Source organism: Acinetobacter sp. YH12252, assembly GCF_013417365.1.
In the GTDB taxonomy this organism is placed as follows: domain Bacteria; phylum Pseudomonadota; class Gammaproteobacteria; order Pseudomonadales; family Moraxellaceae; genus Acinetobacter; species Acinetobacter towneri.
Genome location: NZ_VPEA01000001.1, coordinates 62,241 through 77,059, shown reverse-complemented (window position 1 = coordinate 77,059; position 14,819 = coordinate 62,241). Strand labels below are relative to the sequence as shown.

Genomic DNA, 14,819 nt, shown 5'->3' with positions numbered 1-14,819 from the left:
TTTCTAGTTTTAGTGATTTTTGGGCACATTTAAGAAATATTAAGTTACAAAATGGGTATTTTTTGCACTAGATCAAGCCCTTGCTTGATTTAGAAAAATTATCTCCTAACTTTCCAAGTTATCCACAAGGTTATCTATAAGCAGTTTTTCCGAGCTTTGCTATGCTATGCCCTTGTCTGATAAGGCTTATAGCCGAAAGGACAAAATTCGGTATTTTTGAGATAAATTTGAATCCTAAAATAGTCAAAATTTAAAAGAAAAAGTCAATATTGATCTACCCTCAATTTTCCCGTATCTTGTGTTCAATTCAATTTTAAACCACTAAGTCTTGTGTTTATCCCTCAATCACTGCGGCCTAAGTTTTGCCCAGTTTAATGGTCCATAAACATAACAATAGATGACAATGGAGCTATGCTGACATGAGCGTAATCACCTCAACCCCTGGTCAATTACAAGTGATTAAACGCACTGGTGATGTTGCCGCTTTTGATGCTGAAAAAATTGCAGTTGCAATTGGCAAAGCGTTTTTGGCTGTAGAAGGTCAACAAAGCGCCGATTCAAGCCGCATTCATGATCGGATCGAACAACTGACTGAAATGGTGTTGAACACATTCAACCGTCGTTTACCCTCTGGCGGAACCATTCATATTGAAGAAATTCAAGATCAAGTTGAACTGGCGCTTATGCGTACAGGCGAGCAAAAAGTTGCTCGTGCTTATGTCATCTACCGTGAACAACGCTCAGAAGCACGTAAGCAAGCAGGTGAAAACCATCACCCGACGTTACAAGTGTCCGACGCAAACGGTCAGCTTAAACCACTAGATTTAGGTGCTTTAAAAGCAACCGTGAATAAAGCGGCAGAAGGTTTAGAAGGCATTGATGTAGATGCCATCATTGATGAAACCGTGAAAAACCTCTACAACGGTGTAAAAGAGTCTGACATCTCAACCACCATGATGATGGCGACCCGTACCCGTATTGAGCAAGAGCCGAACTATACTTATGTGACTGCGCGTTTATTGCGTAATGACTTGGTGGCAACAGGTTTAGAGTTTTTAGGTTTGGCAACAGATACACCTGAAGGCGAAGCATTAGAAACTTTCCTGAAAAAAGGTGTAGAACTTGATTTGCTTTCTGCAGACTTACTTGAGTTTGACCTTGCCAAACTTGCTGCAGCGATTCAGCCTGAACGCTCAAACCAGTTTACCTATTTAGGTCTGCAAACTTTATTTGACCGTTATTTCATTCACTCAGATGGCGTACGCTTTGAACTTCCACAATTGTTCTTTATGCGTGTGTCAATGGGTCTGGCGCTTAATGAAGATGACCGTGAAGCACGTGCAATCGAGTTCTATAACTTATTGTCTAGCTTCGACTACATGGCTTCTACGCCTACCCTGTTTAACTCAGGTACGCTACGTCCACAGTTATCAAGCTGTTACTTAACTACAATTTCTGATGACCTTTACAACATTTATGGTGCAATGCGTGACAACGCAATGCTGTCTAAATGGGCAGGTGGTTTAGGCAATGACTGGACGCCAGTACGTGCTTTGAACTCATACATCAAAGGAACAAACGGTAAATCTCAAGGTGTTGTTCCGTTCCTTAAAGTTGCTAACGATACAGCTGTTGCGGTCAACCAAGGTGGTAAGCGTAAAGGTGCGGTATGTGCGTACTTAGAAACTTGGCACTTAGACATCGAAGAATTCCTAGAGCTGCGTAAAAACACAGGGGATGACCGTCGTCGTACCCATGATATGAACACAGCCAACTGGGTACCTGACTTGTTCATGCAACGCGTCTTTGAAGATGCAGAATGGACACTGTTCACGCCATCTGAAACACCAGATTTACACGATTTGACGGGCGAAGCTTTTGCTGAGCGTTATGCGTACTACGAAAGCATTGCCAAAGAAACTAACATGCTGCATAAAAAACTTCGTGCGAAGGACTTATGGCGCAAAATGTTGTCAATGCTGTTTGAAACAGGTCACCCGTGGATCACATTCAAAGACGTATGTAACTTACGTTCACCGCAACAACACGTTGGTGTAGTGCACTCATCTAACTTGTGTACTGAAATTACCCTAAATACGAACCAAGATGAAATCGCGGTATGTAACTTGGGTTCTATCAACCTTGTACAACACGTTCAAGGTGGTGTGTTAGACCGTGAGAAATTGGCACGTACTATTAAAACTGCAGTACGTATGCTCGACAACGTCATCGACATCAACTACTACGCTGTACCACAAGCACGTAATTCAAACTTGAAACATCGTCCTGTTGGTATGGGCATCATGGGCTTCCAAGATGCGCTTTATGAGATGAACTTGGCTTATGGTTCAGATGCTGCAGTTGAATTTGCCGATGAATCTATGGAAGTAATCAGCTACTACGCGATTCAAACGTCTAGCGACTTGGCGGTTGAGCGTGGTACTTACGAAACATTTAAAGGTTCATTGTGGGATCAAGGCATCTTGCCAATTGACTCTTTAGACATTGTGGCGAAATCACGTCCAGAACGTATGTTTGAAGTAGACCGTACACAGCGTTTGGATTGGGACAGCTTACGTGCCAAAGTTCAAAAAGATGGTATGCGTAACTCAAACGTGATGGCGATTGCTCCGACTGCAACCATTTCAAATATTTGTGGCGTTTCTCAGTCTATTGAGCCGACATTCCAAAACTTGTATGTGAAATCGAACTTGTCTGGTGAATTTACAGTAATCAACCCTTACCTCGTTCGTGCATTGAAAGAGCGTGATTTGTGGGATTCTGTGATGGTGAATGACCTGAAACACTTTGAAGGTTCAGTACAAAAAATTTCACGTATTCCTGAAGAATTGAAAGCGATTTTTGCGACTGCGTTTGAAGTTGAACCACGCTGGATTGTAGATGCAGCATCACGTCGTCAAAAATGGATTGATCAGGCGCAATCGTTGAACTTGTATATTGCAGGTGCAAACGGTAAGAAACTTGACCTGACTTATAAAATGGCATGGTTACGTGGTCTGAAAACGACTTATTACCTACGTGCATTGGGTGCAACGTCTGCAGAGAAATCGACCATTAACACGGGCGCATTGAACGCAGTAAAACCTGCAACAGTAACAGCAGCCCCTGTGGCAGCCGTTACACCAGAAGCGTCTGCAGCTGTTGATGAAGATTTTGCTCAAGCAGCACCAGTGCCAATGGCATGTAGTATTGATAATCCTGATTGTGAGGCTTGTCAGTAAAATAAATAACTAGAAGTCAGAAAACATTATTAGCTACCTACGTGGCAAATAATGTGACTCTAGTAGATGTTTTTACTAGCACATCGCCATGAAAGTAGCTTCTTACAATATAAATGGAGCTATCATGAGCTTATTAATCATTACATTTTTACTAGCTTTAGCTGATATTTTAAACAGTTGTGCAAATTTAGTAGAAGCAACATCAAGCCTTTTGCTAGCGATTAATATTCTGTTAGAGAATGAGTTAGTAACAAAATTATTGAGTTCAACTTTTAATTTATAAGATTTTTTGGTTGTCTTAAAACTTAGGGCAACCAATCCAGTTGAATAACCAAGGAAATCACCATGCCACACATGACCCACAACTATATGTTAGGACTCGCGGTCTTGCTGGTTTCCTTTGTAGTGTTGTTTTACGCACCGATTGCTTACTTTTGGGTACAAGCGGCAAAACAACAACGAAAGCAAAATAAGTCGTGAGCAAATTGGTCGGAATGTACATTTTTCAGACCAAGATGAGCAAAACTTAATTTTGCTTTCACAAATTAAGCGTATATTAAGACATCTCAGCGTGGCTGGATGTCCATAAAAGATATAAAGCAACGAAGAGAGAATTGATATGTCTATCCTAAGTTGGGACGATTTCGAAGATGATTCGCAAAAACCGGCTGCTCCTGAACACAAGTCTGCGCCCATCGAGCCGCAAAAAGCGCATGATACGCAGATGGTATCTGATGCAGAGCAACCACAGACGACTGTGGCAGCTGCACAACCCGCTGCAGCCCCTAGAAGTAGAACAACAGATTCAACCGATCCGTTGGCAAGAGCATCTAACGCTCTAGATCAATTGGACGTTGCACCTGGTCTTGAAGAACTAGAAATGGGTGCATCGCGCGTACAGGTTGATGATAAAGCCATGATCAACTGTCGTGCAGACTTAAACCAGCTTGTACCGTTCAAATACGAATGGGCATGGCAAAAATATCTAGATGGTTGTGCAAACCACTGGATGCCGCAAGAAGTCAACATGAACCACGACATCGCGTTGTGGAAGTCTGAAAATGGCTTAACTGAAGATGAGCGCACCATTGTTATGCGTTCACTTGGTTTCTTCTCTACTGCAGACTCATTGGTTGCTAACAACTTGGTATTGGCAATTTATCGCCACATTACCAACCCTGAATGCCGCCAGTACATTTTGCGTCAAGCCTTTGAAGAAGCGATTCACACTCACGCTTACCAGTACTGTATCGAATCGTTAGGTATGGATGAAGGTGAAGTCTTCAATATGTACCGCGAAGTACCATCGGTTGCACGTAAAGCAGCATGGGGCTTGAAGTACACGCAATCTTTAAGTGATCCTACTTTCAAAACAGGTACACCAGAAAACGACCAAATTTTGCTACGCAACTTGATCGCATTCTATTGTGTACTTGAAGGTATTTTCTTCTACTGCGGTTTCAGCCAAATCTTGTCGATGGGCCGTCGTAACAAAATGAATGGTGTTGCAGAGCAATTCCAGTACATTTTACGCGATGAATCTATGCACTTGAACTTTGGTATCGACATGATTAACCAAATCAAGATTGAGAACCCACACTTGTGGACTGCAGAATTCCAGCAAGAAGTGATTCAAATGATTCTTGAAGGCACGATGCTTGAAATTGAATATGCGCGTGACACTATGCCACGTGGTGTATTGGGTATGAACGCAGGCATGATGGAAGAATATTTGAAATTCATCTGTAACCGTCGTTTAAGTCAGCTCGGTTTACCTGAACAGTTTGTTGGCGTAAACAACCCGTTCCAATGGATGTCTGAAATGATGGACTTGCGTAAAGAGAAGAACTTCTTTGAAACGCGTGTGACTGATTATCAGACGGGCGGTGCGTTGAGCTGGTAATAATTACCGCGGTAAACGACACATCCAATGACATTTGCAGCACATCCGTGTCACTCGAAAGCAAAACTTGAATGACATATGATGCTAAAAAAAATAGAGCCTAATGGCTCTATTTTTTATTTACTTTAAAAAATCAAAAAGGATAATATCCAACAGCTTTTGGAGTTAAAGCTGTATTATGTTAAATTTAAAAACTCTATAAAATATAAAATTAGTTCTATTGATCAATGAACTAAAATTAGATGTAAGTTAAAAATAAATAGAATAAGGGGTTATAAAAATGAATCTTGACTTAAGTAAATGGAGTCTAGTTAAAAATGTTTTTTCTAAAGCACAAAAAGCAAATATGCATGTAAATATTGCGAGTGTTTCTATAGAGGGCATACCTAACATCACCCCAATAGGAACAGTTTTCTTAAATGATGATGGAACAGGCTTTCTATTCGATTCATTCTCTAAACTACTCGCAGAAAATCTCCAAACAAATAACAATATTTGCATCAGTGCTGTAAATTCAAGCAAGCTATTTTGGTTATCTTCATTTATTCAAGGTCAATTTAGTTCTTATCCTGGTGTAAGGCTCTATGGAGAACTTGGGGACTTGAGACCTGCAACACAAGAAGAAAAATTAAAAGTTAATCGACGTATCCAATCGCTAAAATGGACTAAGGGCAGTAAATTAATTTGGTCTGATTTTACAAATGTCAGAGAGTTTAAAATTAAGAGCTACAGATGGATTAGCTACCCTAATATGATGGATCATTTAACATAATAGTGATCACAATATAGCCACATATTGGCATAAAAACAGCAACTTAAAAAGCCACGCAACGCCCTAAAACCCAATTTTAATCTATAAAAAGCACCACTCAATATGACCACCCGCACCCAAAATTTACTGGCCTTATTACAGTTAGAACAAAAAAGTGAACATTACTTTATTAGACAAAGCCAAACGCACTTTGGCACGCGTGTATATGGCGGGCAATTACTGGCGCAAAGTATTATGGCTGCAGCAAACTTGACAGCTAAGTCTCTGTATAGCCTGCATGCTTATTTCTCTATACTGGCGATGCCACCGCACCTATTCTGTATCACACAGAACTTTTACGTGACAGCCCAAGTTTTAGCACCATACAACTCACCGCTTTACAGTTTGGACGTCAAATTTATAAAGCCATGTTGTCATATATGCAGCCTGAAGATGGATTGGAGTACCAGACCACTGCGCCTGAATAAACCGCAGCAGAACAACTACACACAGAACAGTGCTATAAACAAAATAAAGAAAGGCGCATCGCGCGCCTTTTTTTATTCAAACCACTTAAATTTAAGCAGGAATACGTAACACTTGTCCTGGGAAAATGTCATCAGCATTTTTCAATAATGGACGGTTAGCTTCAAAGATTTTGTTGTATTGGTTGGCATCCCCATAAAACTCTTTAGAAATTTTAGATAAGGTATCGCCTGATTTTACTGTGTAGAACTTGCTTTCTGGCTCTGGTGTTGCAACAGTGAGTTGATCATCTACTTGTGCAACGTGGTCAATATTACCTACCGCAAGAACAATTTTTTCACGGTCTGCCTGACTATTTACCTGTCCACGCACCGTAGCTAAGTCTGTCGTTGCGTTATAGCTGACCGATAAACCTGTAATTGGCAAACCTAAGCTTTTTACATGCCCCAAAAGTTTGTTGGCAATTTCTTGTGCAGAAGGTTCTGCCGGTGTGCTTGGTGCAGCTTGTGGCTCTGCAGGTGCTGTGTTTTTCTTACCAATCCCTTTTACAAAATCAAAAAGACCCATGAGGTGCTCCTATTTTCTTTTCTGCTGTTATAAAGCGTCACTCATTTGCATGAGCACGATGTTCTCATTTATTTATAACTAAAAAATAAGCCACTTCGGTTGTGATTAGACATTAGCTTGGTAACAAAATGTAAGCTACATCATACATTTCACAAAATGCGCCTTTTTCATATTCGATTGTAAAAACGACAGCGCATAAAAAAGCCACCTTGCGGTGGCTTTCATTTCAGCAGAGCTGAAATCAACAATTAACCAAGTTTTTTAGTTACGTAGTCGATTGCTGATTGAACTGTTGTGATTTCGTTAGAATCTTCGTCTGGGATTGTGATGTCAAAATCGTTTTCGAAAGACATTACAAGCTCTACTAAGTCTAAAGAGTCAGCACCTAAGTCATCCATAAAAGATGCTTCGTTTTTGATTTCTTCAGCTTTAAGACCAAGTTGTTCTGCAACCGCTTGTTTAACGCGTTGTTCGATATCGCTCACAGGAATTCTCCTCATTGCTTGTGGCGTTTTTAATGCCGTTAGTTTAATTGAATCTATAAAATTTTGAAAGTTTATACTTGAGCTTAGCTCATGTATAAACCACCATTTACGTGTAACACTGTACCAGTGATGTAACCAGCTTTGTCAGAAGCCAAGAAACTCACTGCATTTGCGATATCTTGTGGATCACCTAAACGGTTTAATGCCACTTGCTCACTCATTTTTTTGCGAATTTCTTCACTTAACTGATCTGTCATTTCAGTTGCAATAAAGCCCGGCGCAACCGAGTTTACTGTAATTTGACGACTGCCCATTTCTTTGGCAAGGCTTCGGCTGAATGCTTCAATACCGGCTTTTGCCGCAGAATAGTTGGCTTGTCCTGGGTTCGCAAAATGTGCCACCACAGAACTAATATTAATAATGCGTCCAAAACGTGCTTTGGTCATGCCTTTCAAGACACGTTTAGATAAACGGTAAACTGCCTTTAAGTGAATGTTGAGAATGTCATCCCAATCATCTTCTGACATACGCAGTAACAAATTATCTTTGGTGATACCCGCATTGTTGACCAATACCAAAACTGAACCATAGCTTTGTTCAATGTCAGAAACTAAGGCATCAATGGCAGCACCATCACGAACATCTAAAACTTTACCTGCACCGTTTTCTGCAAAACTTGCCGATAATTTTTCTGCGCCCGCTTCAGAAGTGGCAGTACCTACCACAAAAAAACCGTCTTGAATGAGTTGCTGAGCGATGGCTGCACCAATCCCTCGGCTTGCACCTGTGACTAATGCAACTTTACGTTCTTGTGTCATGCAATTTTCCCTTCTGCCACTAAAATGGCATTTAGTGCATCTTCCATACGACTTTGTGTGTCGAGTGGGAATGCTTTTTCGATATTCGGTAAACGCTTCGCAAGATTCGCCAATACGTTGCCTGGGCCACATTCCACGATATATTCAATACCCTGATCTTGTAGGTATTGCATGGTTTGTGTCCACTGCACCGATTGGTACAATTGCGCAGTGAGTGCCTGACCTAATTGCGCAACATCTGCCGCGATTCCAGCGTTGACATTTTGTATTACAGGAATACGCGGTAGCTCAATGGCAGTTTGTTCCAAAGCTTGTGCAAACTGTTCGGCAGCAGGTTTCATCAATGAACAGTGTGAAGGTACAGATACAGGCAGGGCAATGGCTTTACCGCCATTTTCTTTGGCCAATGCCATTACTGCTTCGACTAAAGTTGTATCGCCTGCAATAACCACTTGCCCTTGTGCATTGTAGTTGGCTGCTTCTACCGAGCCACGACCTTGCACATTCACTTGTTCACATAGCTCAAGCACTTTGGCATCTTCAAGGCCTAAAATGGCAGCCATTGCGCCCTGCCCTTGTGGTACAGCATTTTGCATTAACTTACCACGTAAGTTCACCAATTTGACTGCATCGCCCAAGCTTAGGCTGCCTGCTGCAACCAATGCGCTGTATTCGCCTAATGAGTGCCCTGCCAAGTATTTTGGTGCAACACCACCCAACTCTAACCACACATGCCATAAAGCGATACTTGCAGTGAGTAATACAGGCTGAGTAAATTCTGTTTGGTCTAAACCTTCACCACTTTGTGCAATGTGCCATAAGTCAAAGCCAATTGCTTCAGAGGCTTCCGCAAATGTTTCGCGCACACCGCTAAACTGTTCTGCAAGCTCAGCCAACATACCGGCTTTTTGTGAGCCTTGACCAGGAAAGACAAATGCAGTTTTAGTGGCTTGAGCCGCTTGCTCGAGTCGTTTAGCAGACATAAAAAATCCTTTAATTAAGATGCGCAAATTGTAGTTTTTAGCCACTACAACCCACACCTTCTCATGTAAGCTCAGTTATGGAGCGAAAATTTAACACTTAATTTTGCTTTTAGTAATTGCCAAATACAACAAAAATCGGGCACAAAAAAAGGGAGCTTACGCTCCCATTTTTTCTACTAAGCTTGACGCTTAATACATCACCAATTATTCAGCATCTGCTGCTTTAGCGAATAATTGACGACCACGGTAGAAACCATCTTTAGTTACGTGGTGACGACGATGAGTTTCACCAGTAGCTTGGTCTACAGTTAATGCATTCTCGGTTAAAGCGTCATGTGAACGGCGCATGTCACGGCGAGAGCGACTTTTACGGTTTTGCTGAACGGCCATGATGGCTCCTTACAAAGATCGAAAAAATGGATCAGAACAAATTGAGTTGTCTTAACTGGAAATTATAACATAATTTTCAGTTAAGTTTACCTTTCAAACTTGCCAAAACATCAAACGGATTATCACGTTTTTCTTCAGCAATGTTCTGAATGGCAGGTTGATGCTTATGCTCGCAAGCGTCATGCTTAGGAGATAAAGGCAACAACAATAACAATTCATCTTCTATAAGTGACAGTAAATTAGCCGTCGCAGGCGAATCATAATCGCCTTTGGTGGTGGCTTCACTTTCACCTAATACAATGAAATCAGCATCCTCATCCAAGCGCTCTATCAGTGACTCATCATCCACAAGAGCTAGATGAAAATCTGAAACGAGGTCTATTTCTACAGAACCCAAGCAGCGCTGGCATTCCATTGGAACTCTCGTTTCAATATGACCATCTAGCCATACAATGCGATGATACGCATCCATTGATAGCTTACAGTCTATGTTAACCAATTGATCATCAATTGATCCAACAGCTTCACGGGCGATACGAGCAAAGCGAGACAATGGCAGGTTACCTGACCATGTAAAGCCCTGTTCAGCCCATTTAAACGGCTCAATCTGTGCCGGAAAGGTATTTGCTGACATAATTAAGGCGGCAATTCTACAAATTCATCAGTACTCTGTCAAAGATTAAGATACAATTTTGTACTTATTTAGACAGACCAATTTTGGGTAACACAGTCATGCATCTGTTGCAGCCGCAAACAGAAGTGAATTTTTCATCACTTGTGAGCACACTTCCAACCACCAATTCTGACACTTCGCACCCCCAAGTGCAACTCTCGGACTGGGCAAAACTCAATACAGAAACGGAACAGGTGGACTGGCTCATCTTACACTTTAATCACTGGTTTTCCCACCTAAATGTGAACTTGGTCAAAGGTGATTTTGAACCTGAGTACTTTCCTGCCACGGCAACACAGCCTGCACGTATTCAATTTGCACATGGTTTCTTTAATAGCGCTTTACATGAAATTAGCCATTGGAGCATCGCAGGCGAACAACGACGTTTACTGCCAGACTTAGGCTATTGGTATGCTCCCGATGGTCGTACTCAGGAACAACAAGCCTTATTTGAACAGGTTGAAATTAAACCTCAAGCCATTGAATGGCTGTTTGCTCAAGCGTTTGGACGAAAATTCCGTGTATCTTTAGATAACCTGACTGGTGAAGGTGGAGATGGCCGCACATTTAAAGACAATGTCTTTGCCCAAGTGCAGCGTTATTTTAACGGAGAAGCCAAATTACCACGCGATGCAAAACGCTTTATTGAATGTATTTGTTACTGCACCCGAGGTGGCAAAACATTACAAATTGCAGAGTTTGAACGAAAAAATTTGGATTAAATGTAATAATGTAATAAAGCACAAGGCAATGATTGCAACTGACATCAATCCCCTTTCATAATGAGCCTAACGTCACATTTACGCTACTGAGGAATTCATATGTTGCATTTAAGAGTACATCCTGAAAATCCACAGCCGCGTCTAATCAGCCAAGCGGTTGAACGCATACGCGCAGGCGATGTGGTGGTCTATCCAACCGATGCTGCTTATGCGATTGGTTGCCAAATTGGTAATAAAAACGCGATGGAACGCATTTCACAAATTCGTGGTTTAGGCGCAAAACACCAATACGCTATTATTTGTGCCGATTTATCGGATATTGCCACCTACGCCAAAGTGGACAATGCCATGTATCGTCTACTGAAAAACAATACGCCTGCGGTCACCACATTTATTTTACCTGCGACCAGTGAAGTTCCGCGTCGCTTGATGCATCCCAATAAAAAAACCATTGGTTTGCGTATTCCAAGCAACCCCATTTGTCGCATGCTGCTTAAAGAATTAGGCGAACCTTTACTGACCAGCACCCTGATTTTACCGGGGCAAGAAGACCCTTTAGATGATCCATACGAGATTGATCTACAACTCAACAAACGTATTGATGTACTGATTGATGGTGGCTTAGGCACACTTAGCACCACCAGTATTATTGATTTATCGGGCGACAACCCGCAAATTGTGCGTCGTGGTGTGGGAGATGTGAGTGCTTTTGAATAAGCATTCACCACCTGCAAAGCGATTGACAGCACTACGGTTTAAAAGCCTTACTTGCACGAATTAAACCCATGACTTTATTTCAGGTATTGTTAAATTTGCAGCAGTTTTCGGATGAGATGCACATTTATGTGCAAAATCCGTGGACGCTAGAGTCCGATGCAATCGTGTGTTCCCAAACTGCATTCACAGCAACAATACCTGAACCTCCCGATTCTTATACTTACTTTTTAGATGCAGCACTATGTAAAGCACTTTTAGCGCAATCGCAAACTCGTAATCTGTGTTTACAAGACAGCTGCATGGCAATGATTGAATACGCATTACAGAATAAAACAGAAATAAATACTTAAAGATTGAATGAGTTAATTTTTACAACTTGCCTTAAATCTCCCTCAATCCCGATTTATTTTAGGCTTTTTTTGATATTTGGTCGTAGAACAGATTTATTTCAATCACGATATCCTTTAGACTAACCGCTATTAATTCTGAGCTATTTCTCCATCTCCTTCTTATCTGAAGCGGAAATAGCATTTGCATGCTTTTGAAAATTCGCGTGGCCCAACACTGTAATGAATCAATCCCTCCACAATGCGATGGAACCTGCCCAACACATTCGTGTGTTAGATGAGTGGCAAGAGTCGATTCCTGAGGATTTGTATATTCCTCCTGCAGCATTTGAAATTCTGTTAGAGCATTTCGAAGGACCACTCGACTTTTTAATTTACCTGATTCAAAAAAATGGCTTCGATTTACTTCAGTTAGATATTGCCCCGATTGCATCGCAATATCTGTCGTATATGGATGCCATGAAATCGCTAAATATTGAACTGACTGCCGATTATATGGTGATGGCGGCATTACTGGCCGATTTAAAATCCCGCCTGTTGTTGCCTAAACCTGCCAGTATCAGCAGCATTGAAAAAGACCCAAAACAAGAGCTGATTGACCGTTTAGAAACCTATTTAAGAGTCAAACAAGCAGCTGAACGCTTGGGGCAAATGCCTGTTTTAGAACGCGATACTTTTGCTACCAATGTTAGCTTAGGGCATACCGCAGTCAATAATGTCGGCTATGCAGCCGATCAATTACGTGATGCCTTGTTCTGCATTTTTAATCGTCCTGAACCTGTCACCCATCAAATTTTGCAAGAACCTGTTTTACTTGAAGAACGGATTGCATTTATTGAAGCCAAACTCGCATCGGGTGAAGTACTGAGTTTTGATGCGTTGCTTAAACCAAGTCAGGGACGCATGGGCATGGTTGTGACCTTTATGGCGATTTTAGAACTGACTCGCCAGCAAAAAGTGTGCATTATCAGCAGTGGGATTGAAACACCATTGAGCATTCAAGGGGCGCAGGCATGAATCCAGAACCCATGATTTCTAGCTTGTCTGAAGGCGAACAACAGCATGAAGTGCTGATGCAACTCGAAGCAATTATTTTTGCCAGTGACAGTGCTGTGTCTTTAGCACGTCTGAAAGAAGCGTTTCAAGATAAGTACAGCAAAGCGCAATTGCGCCAGTTTTTACAACAATTGGCCATGTTACAACATGGTCGCTCGATTGAACTGATCGAAACCGCACAAGGTTTCCGTTTTCAGGTGCGGGCAAAGTATCGTACAATTATTACACAGGTATGGCCTGAACGTCCGACCCGACTTTCACCCTCACTGCTAGAAATACTGGCGGTGATTGCCTACCACCAACCTGTGACCCGTGCAGATATTGAACAAATTCGCGGAGTATCAAACAATAGTCAAATTTTACGTACATTGTTTGATTGGAACTGGATTAAAGAATCAGGTTTCCGAGAACTCCCAGGAAGACCTGCGTTGTTGGTTACAACGCCTCAATTTTTAAATGCGTTTGGCTTGAATTCCTTAAGTCAATTGCCTCCCCTACAGGATGCCAAGGAAGCTTTCATGGCACTCGATGCATCTGCGTCTGTGTCTTGAATAGGTAAACTGTTGATGATCATTTCTAAGGTTATGCTGTCATGAGTGAAAAGTTGCAAAAGGTACTCGCACGAGTAGGCTTGGGTTCTCGCCGTTATATGGAAGAAGTCATTGCCGCTGGTCGTGTGAGTGTCAACGGCCAAGTTGCCCAAGTGGGTGAACGTATCGAACCAGGTGATGAGCTTCGCATCGATGGTCGTAAAGTTCAGTTCCAAATTGAAGATGAAATTCGTCGTCGCGTTCTGATTTACTACAAACCAGAAGGCGAAATTTGCTCACGCAACGACCCAGAACAGCGCCCAACTGTATTTGATAACCTGCCTGCAATTGCCAATGATCGTTGGGTAATGGTTGGTCGTCTGGACATTAACTCGACAGGTTTATTGCTATTCACCAACGATGGTGAATTAGCCAACCGTTTAATGCACCCATCGAACGAAATTGAACGTGAATATGCAGTTCGTGTGATGGGTGAAGTGACACCACAACTGAAAAACAACATGCTGCGCGGCGTAGTGCTAGATGATGGCCCTGCCAAGTTTGAATCTTTCTCTGAAATTGGCGGTGATGGTATTAACCGCTGGTATCAAGTGGTGGTAAAAGAAGGTCGTAACCGCGAAGTTCGTCGTATTTTTGAATCACAAGGTCTGAAAGTCAGCCGTCTATTGCGTACCCGTTACGGCACGGTAATTTTACCGCGTGAATTGCGTACAGGTCGCTGGATGGAATTGGATAAAAATGACATCGACAACCTTGCCAAAGCAGTTGAATTAAAACCACGTCAAGGCACAGGTTTGTACGGCATGGCAAAACGTCGCAATGAGCGTATGCAAGAAAAACCATTGGCAGCACGTCGTGGTGGTTTCTTGCGTCAGCAACGTCGTGACATCGAAGAAGCTGCACAAAACACAGGTTTTGCACCGCGTGAACGTCGTCAGGACGGTAACAGTTACGGCAACCGCGAACCACGCCAAGACGGTAACAGTTACGGCAACCGCGAACCACGCCAAGACGGTAACAGTTACGGCAACCGTGAGCGTCGTCAAGATGGTAACAGCTATGGCAACCGCGAACGTCGCCAAGACGGCAATAGCTATGGCAACCGTGAGCGTCGCCAAGACGGTAACA

Annotated in this window: 17 protein-coding genes and 1 pseudogene; 12 read left to right on the top strand and 6 right to left on the bottom strand. The window is 42.2% G+C overall.

All coding sequences use genetic code 11. The features are described from left to right. Positions 1–419: 419 nt before the first annotated feature. From FTV28_RS00375 to FTV28_RS13520, 6 genes are all read left to right on the top strand, one after another. On the top strand, positions 420–3,242 hold the full coding sequence (locus FTV28_RS00375) for a ribonucleoside-diphosphate reductase subunit alpha (RefSeq protein ID WP_179989219.1): 2,823 nt from the start codon (positions 420–422) through the stop codon (positions 3,240–3,242). Between the two features lie 124 nt (positions 3,243–3,366). After that, on the top strand, positions 3,367–3,525 hold the full coding sequence (locus tag FTV28_RS00370) for a hypothetical protein (RefSeq protein ID WP_179989218.1): 159 nt from the start codon (positions 3,367–3,369) through the stop codon (positions 3,523–3,525). A 62-nt stretch (positions 3,526–3,587) separates the two neighbouring features. Further along, on the top strand, positions 3,588–3,722 hold the full coding sequence (locus tag FTV28_RS13525; RefSeq protein WP_004972322.1) for a hypothetical protein: 135 nt from the start codon (positions 3,588–3,590) through the stop codon (positions 3,720–3,722). Between the two features lie 139 nt (positions 3,723–3,861). After that, positions 3,862–5,145, top strand: coding sequence for a ribonucleotide-diphosphate reductase subunit beta (locus FTV28_RS00365; RefSeq protein WP_179989217.1), 1,284 nt, complete (start codon positions 3,862–3,864; stop codon positions 5,143–5,145). A 280-nt stretch (positions 5,146–5,425) separates the two neighbouring features. Beyond that, positions 5,426–5,917 carry a pyridoxamine 5'-phosphate oxidase family protein gene (locus FTV28_RS00360; RefSeq protein WP_178319281.1) on the top strand — a complete coding sequence of 164 codons (492 nt, stop codon included), beginning with the start codon at positions 5,426–5,428 and terminating at the stop codon, positions 5,915–5,917. A 102-nt stretch (positions 5,918–6,019) separates the two neighbouring features. Then, complete coding sequence (locus tag FTV28_RS13520) at positions 6,020–6,493, top strand: hypothetical protein (protein WP_257222771.1); 474 nt, start codon at positions 6,020–6,022, stop codon at positions 6,491–6,493. On the opposite strand, the gene lysM is transcribed toward FTV28_RS13520, so the two are convergent. From lysM to FTV28_RS00325, 6 genes are all read right to left on the bottom strand, one after another. Continuing rightward, complete coding sequence (gene lysM, locus FTV28_RS00350; protein ID WP_168418821.1) at positions 6,476–6,949, bottom strand: peptidoglycan-binding protein LysM; 474 nt, start codon at positions 6,947–6,949, stop codon at positions 6,476–6,478. The two genes, FTV28_RS13520 and lysM, sit on opposite strands and share 18 nt — an antisense overlap. Positions 6,950–7,197: 248 nt before the next feature. After that, on the bottom strand, positions 7,198–7,434 hold the full coding sequence (gene acpP / locus FTV28_RS00345) for an acyl carrier protein (protein ID WP_001279871.1): 237 nt from the start codon (positions 7,432–7,434) through the stop codon (positions 7,198–7,200). Between the two features lie 83 nt (positions 7,435–7,517). Further along, entirely contained in the window at positions 7,518–8,252 is a 735-nt protein-coding gene (gene fabG / locus FTV28_RS00340; RefSeq protein ID WP_019837736.1) for a 3-oxoacyl-ACP reductase FabG, read from the bottom strand. Continuing rightward, the gene (fabD, locus tag FTV28_RS00335; RefSeq protein WP_179989216.1) at positions 8,249–9,235 is read right to left on the bottom strand and encodes an ACP S-malonyltransferase; all 987 of its coding nucleotides are present in this window, start codon (positions 9,233–9,235) and stop codon (positions 8,249–8,251) included. The genes fabG and fabD overlap by 4 nt, the downstream gene beginning before the upstream one ends. Positions 9,236–9,439: 204 nt before the next feature. Then, the gene (rpmF, locus tag FTV28_RS00330) at positions 9,440–9,625 is read right to left on the bottom strand and encodes a 50S ribosomal protein L32 (protein WP_000290730.1); all 186 of its coding nucleotides are present in this window, start codon (positions 9,623–9,625) and stop codon (positions 9,440–9,442) included. 76 nt (positions 9,626–9,701) lie between these two features. Then, positions 9,702–10,259, bottom strand: coding sequence for a DUF177 domain-containing protein (locus tag FTV28_RS00325; RefSeq protein ID WP_131260705.1), 558 nt, complete (start codon positions 10,257–10,259; stop codon positions 9,702–9,704). A gap of 98 nt (positions 10,260–10,357) precedes the next feature. Here FTV28_RS00325 and FTV28_RS00320 point away from each other — a divergent pair, with 98 nt between their 5' ends. The 6 genes and pseudogenes from FTV28_RS00320 to rluB all read left to right on the top strand — a co-directional run. Further along, positions 10,358–11,020: an elongation factor P hydroxylase gene (locus FTV28_RS00320; RefSeq protein WP_096902070.1), complete on the top strand. Its 663-nt coding sequence runs from the start codon at positions 10,358–10,360 to the stop codon at positions 11,018–11,020. A gap of 99 nt (positions 11,021–11,119) precedes the next feature. Further along, positions 11,120–11,737, top strand: coding sequence for an L-threonylcarbamoyladenylate synthase (locus tag FTV28_RS00315; RefSeq protein WP_004972336.1), 618 nt, complete (start codon positions 11,120–11,122; stop codon positions 11,735–11,737). A 68-nt stretch (positions 11,738–11,805) separates the two neighbouring features. Continuing rightward, a complete protein-coding gene (locus FTV28_RS00310; RefSeq protein WP_179989215.1) occupies positions 11,806–12,087 on the top strand; it encodes a hypothetical protein in 282 nt (93 codons plus the stop codon). A gap of 219 nt (positions 12,088–12,306) precedes the next feature. Beyond that, positions 12,307–13,101 carry a ScpA family protein gene (locus tag FTV28_RS00305; RefSeq protein ID WP_179989214.1) on the top strand — a complete coding sequence of 265 codons (795 nt, stop codon included), beginning with the start codon at positions 12,307–12,309 and terminating at the stop codon, positions 13,099–13,101. Beyond that, complete coding sequence (gene scpB, locus FTV28_RS00300) at positions 13,098–13,691, top strand: SMC-Scp complex subunit ScpB (RefSeq protein ID WP_154320996.1); 594 nt, start codon at positions 13,098–13,100, stop codon at positions 13,689–13,691. The genes FTV28_RS00305 and scpB overlap by 4 nt, the downstream gene beginning before the upstream one ends. 41 nt (positions 13,692–13,732) lie before the next feature. Further along, positions 13,733–14,656: pseudogene (rluB, locus tag FTV28_RS00295) on the top strand (23S rRNA pseudouridine(2605) synthase RluB); the annotation flags it as partial. Between the last annotated feature and the right edge of the window lie 163 nt (positions 14,657–14,819).

Excerpts from the sequence above, each read along its gene's own strand:
- FTV28_RS00310 (WP_179989215.1), top strand. The coding sequence starts at position 11,806 with ATGACTTTATTTCAGGTATTGTTAAATTTGCAGCAGTTTTCGGATGAG.
- FTV28_RS00360 (WP_178319281.1), top strand. The coding sequence starts at position 5,426 with ATGAATCTTGACTTAAGTAAATGGAGTCTAGTTAAAAATGTTTTTTCT.
- scpB (WP_154320996.1), top strand. The coding sequence starts at position 13,098 with ATGAATCCAGAACCCATGATTTCTAGCTTGTCTGAAGGCGAACAACAG.
- rpmF (WP_000290730.1), bottom strand. The coding sequence starts at position 9,625 with ATGGCCGTTCAGCAAAACCGTAAAAGTCGCTCTCGCCGTGACATGCGC.
- FTV28_RS13520 (WP_257222771.1), top strand. The coding sequence starts at position 6,020 with ATGACCACCCGCACCCAAAATTTACTGGCCTTATTACAGTTAGAACAA.
- FTV28_RS00375 (WP_179989219.1), top strand. The coding sequence starts at position 420 with ATGAGCGTAATCACCTCAACCCCTGGTCAATTACAAGTGATTAAACGC.
- FTV28_RS00365 (WP_179989217.1), top strand. The coding sequence starts at position 3,862 with ATGTCTATCCTAAGTTGGGACGATTTCGAAGATGATTCGCAAAAACCG.
- FTV28_RS00305 (WP_179989214.1), top strand. The coding sequence starts at position 12,307 with ATGAATCAATCCCTCCACAATGCGATGGAACCTGCCCAACACATTCGT.
- fabD (WP_179989216.1), bottom strand. The coding sequence starts at position 9,235 with ATGTCTGCTAAACGACTCGAGCAAGCGGCTCAAGCCACTAAAACTGCA.
- FTV28_RS00325 (WP_131260705.1), bottom strand. The coding sequence starts at position 10,259 with ATGTCAGCAAATACCTTTCCGGCACAGATTGAGCCGTTTAAATGGGCT.
- FTV28_RS00320 (WP_096902070.1), top strand. The coding sequence starts at position 10,358 with ATGCATCTGTTGCAGCCGCAAACAGAAGTGAATTTTTCATCACTTGTG.
- FTV28_RS13525 (WP_004972322.1), top strand. The coding sequence starts at position 3,588 with ATGCCACACATGACCCACAACTATATGTTAGGACTCGCGGTCTTGCTG.
- fabG (WP_019837736.1), bottom strand. The coding sequence starts at position 8,252 with ATGACACAAGAACGTAAAGTTGCATTAGTCACAGGTGCAAGCCGAGGG.
- FTV28_RS00370 (WP_179989218.1), top strand. The coding sequence starts at position 3,367 with ATGAGCTTATTAATCATTACATTTTTACTAGCTTTAGCTGATATTTTA.
- FTV28_RS00315 (WP_004972336.1), top strand. The coding sequence starts at position 11,120 with ATGTTGCATTTAAGAGTACATCCTGAAAATCCACAGCCGCGTCTAATC.
- lysM (WP_168418821.1), bottom strand. The coding sequence starts at position 6,949 with ATGGGTCTTTTTGATTTTGTAAAAGGGATTGGTAAGAAAAACACAGCA.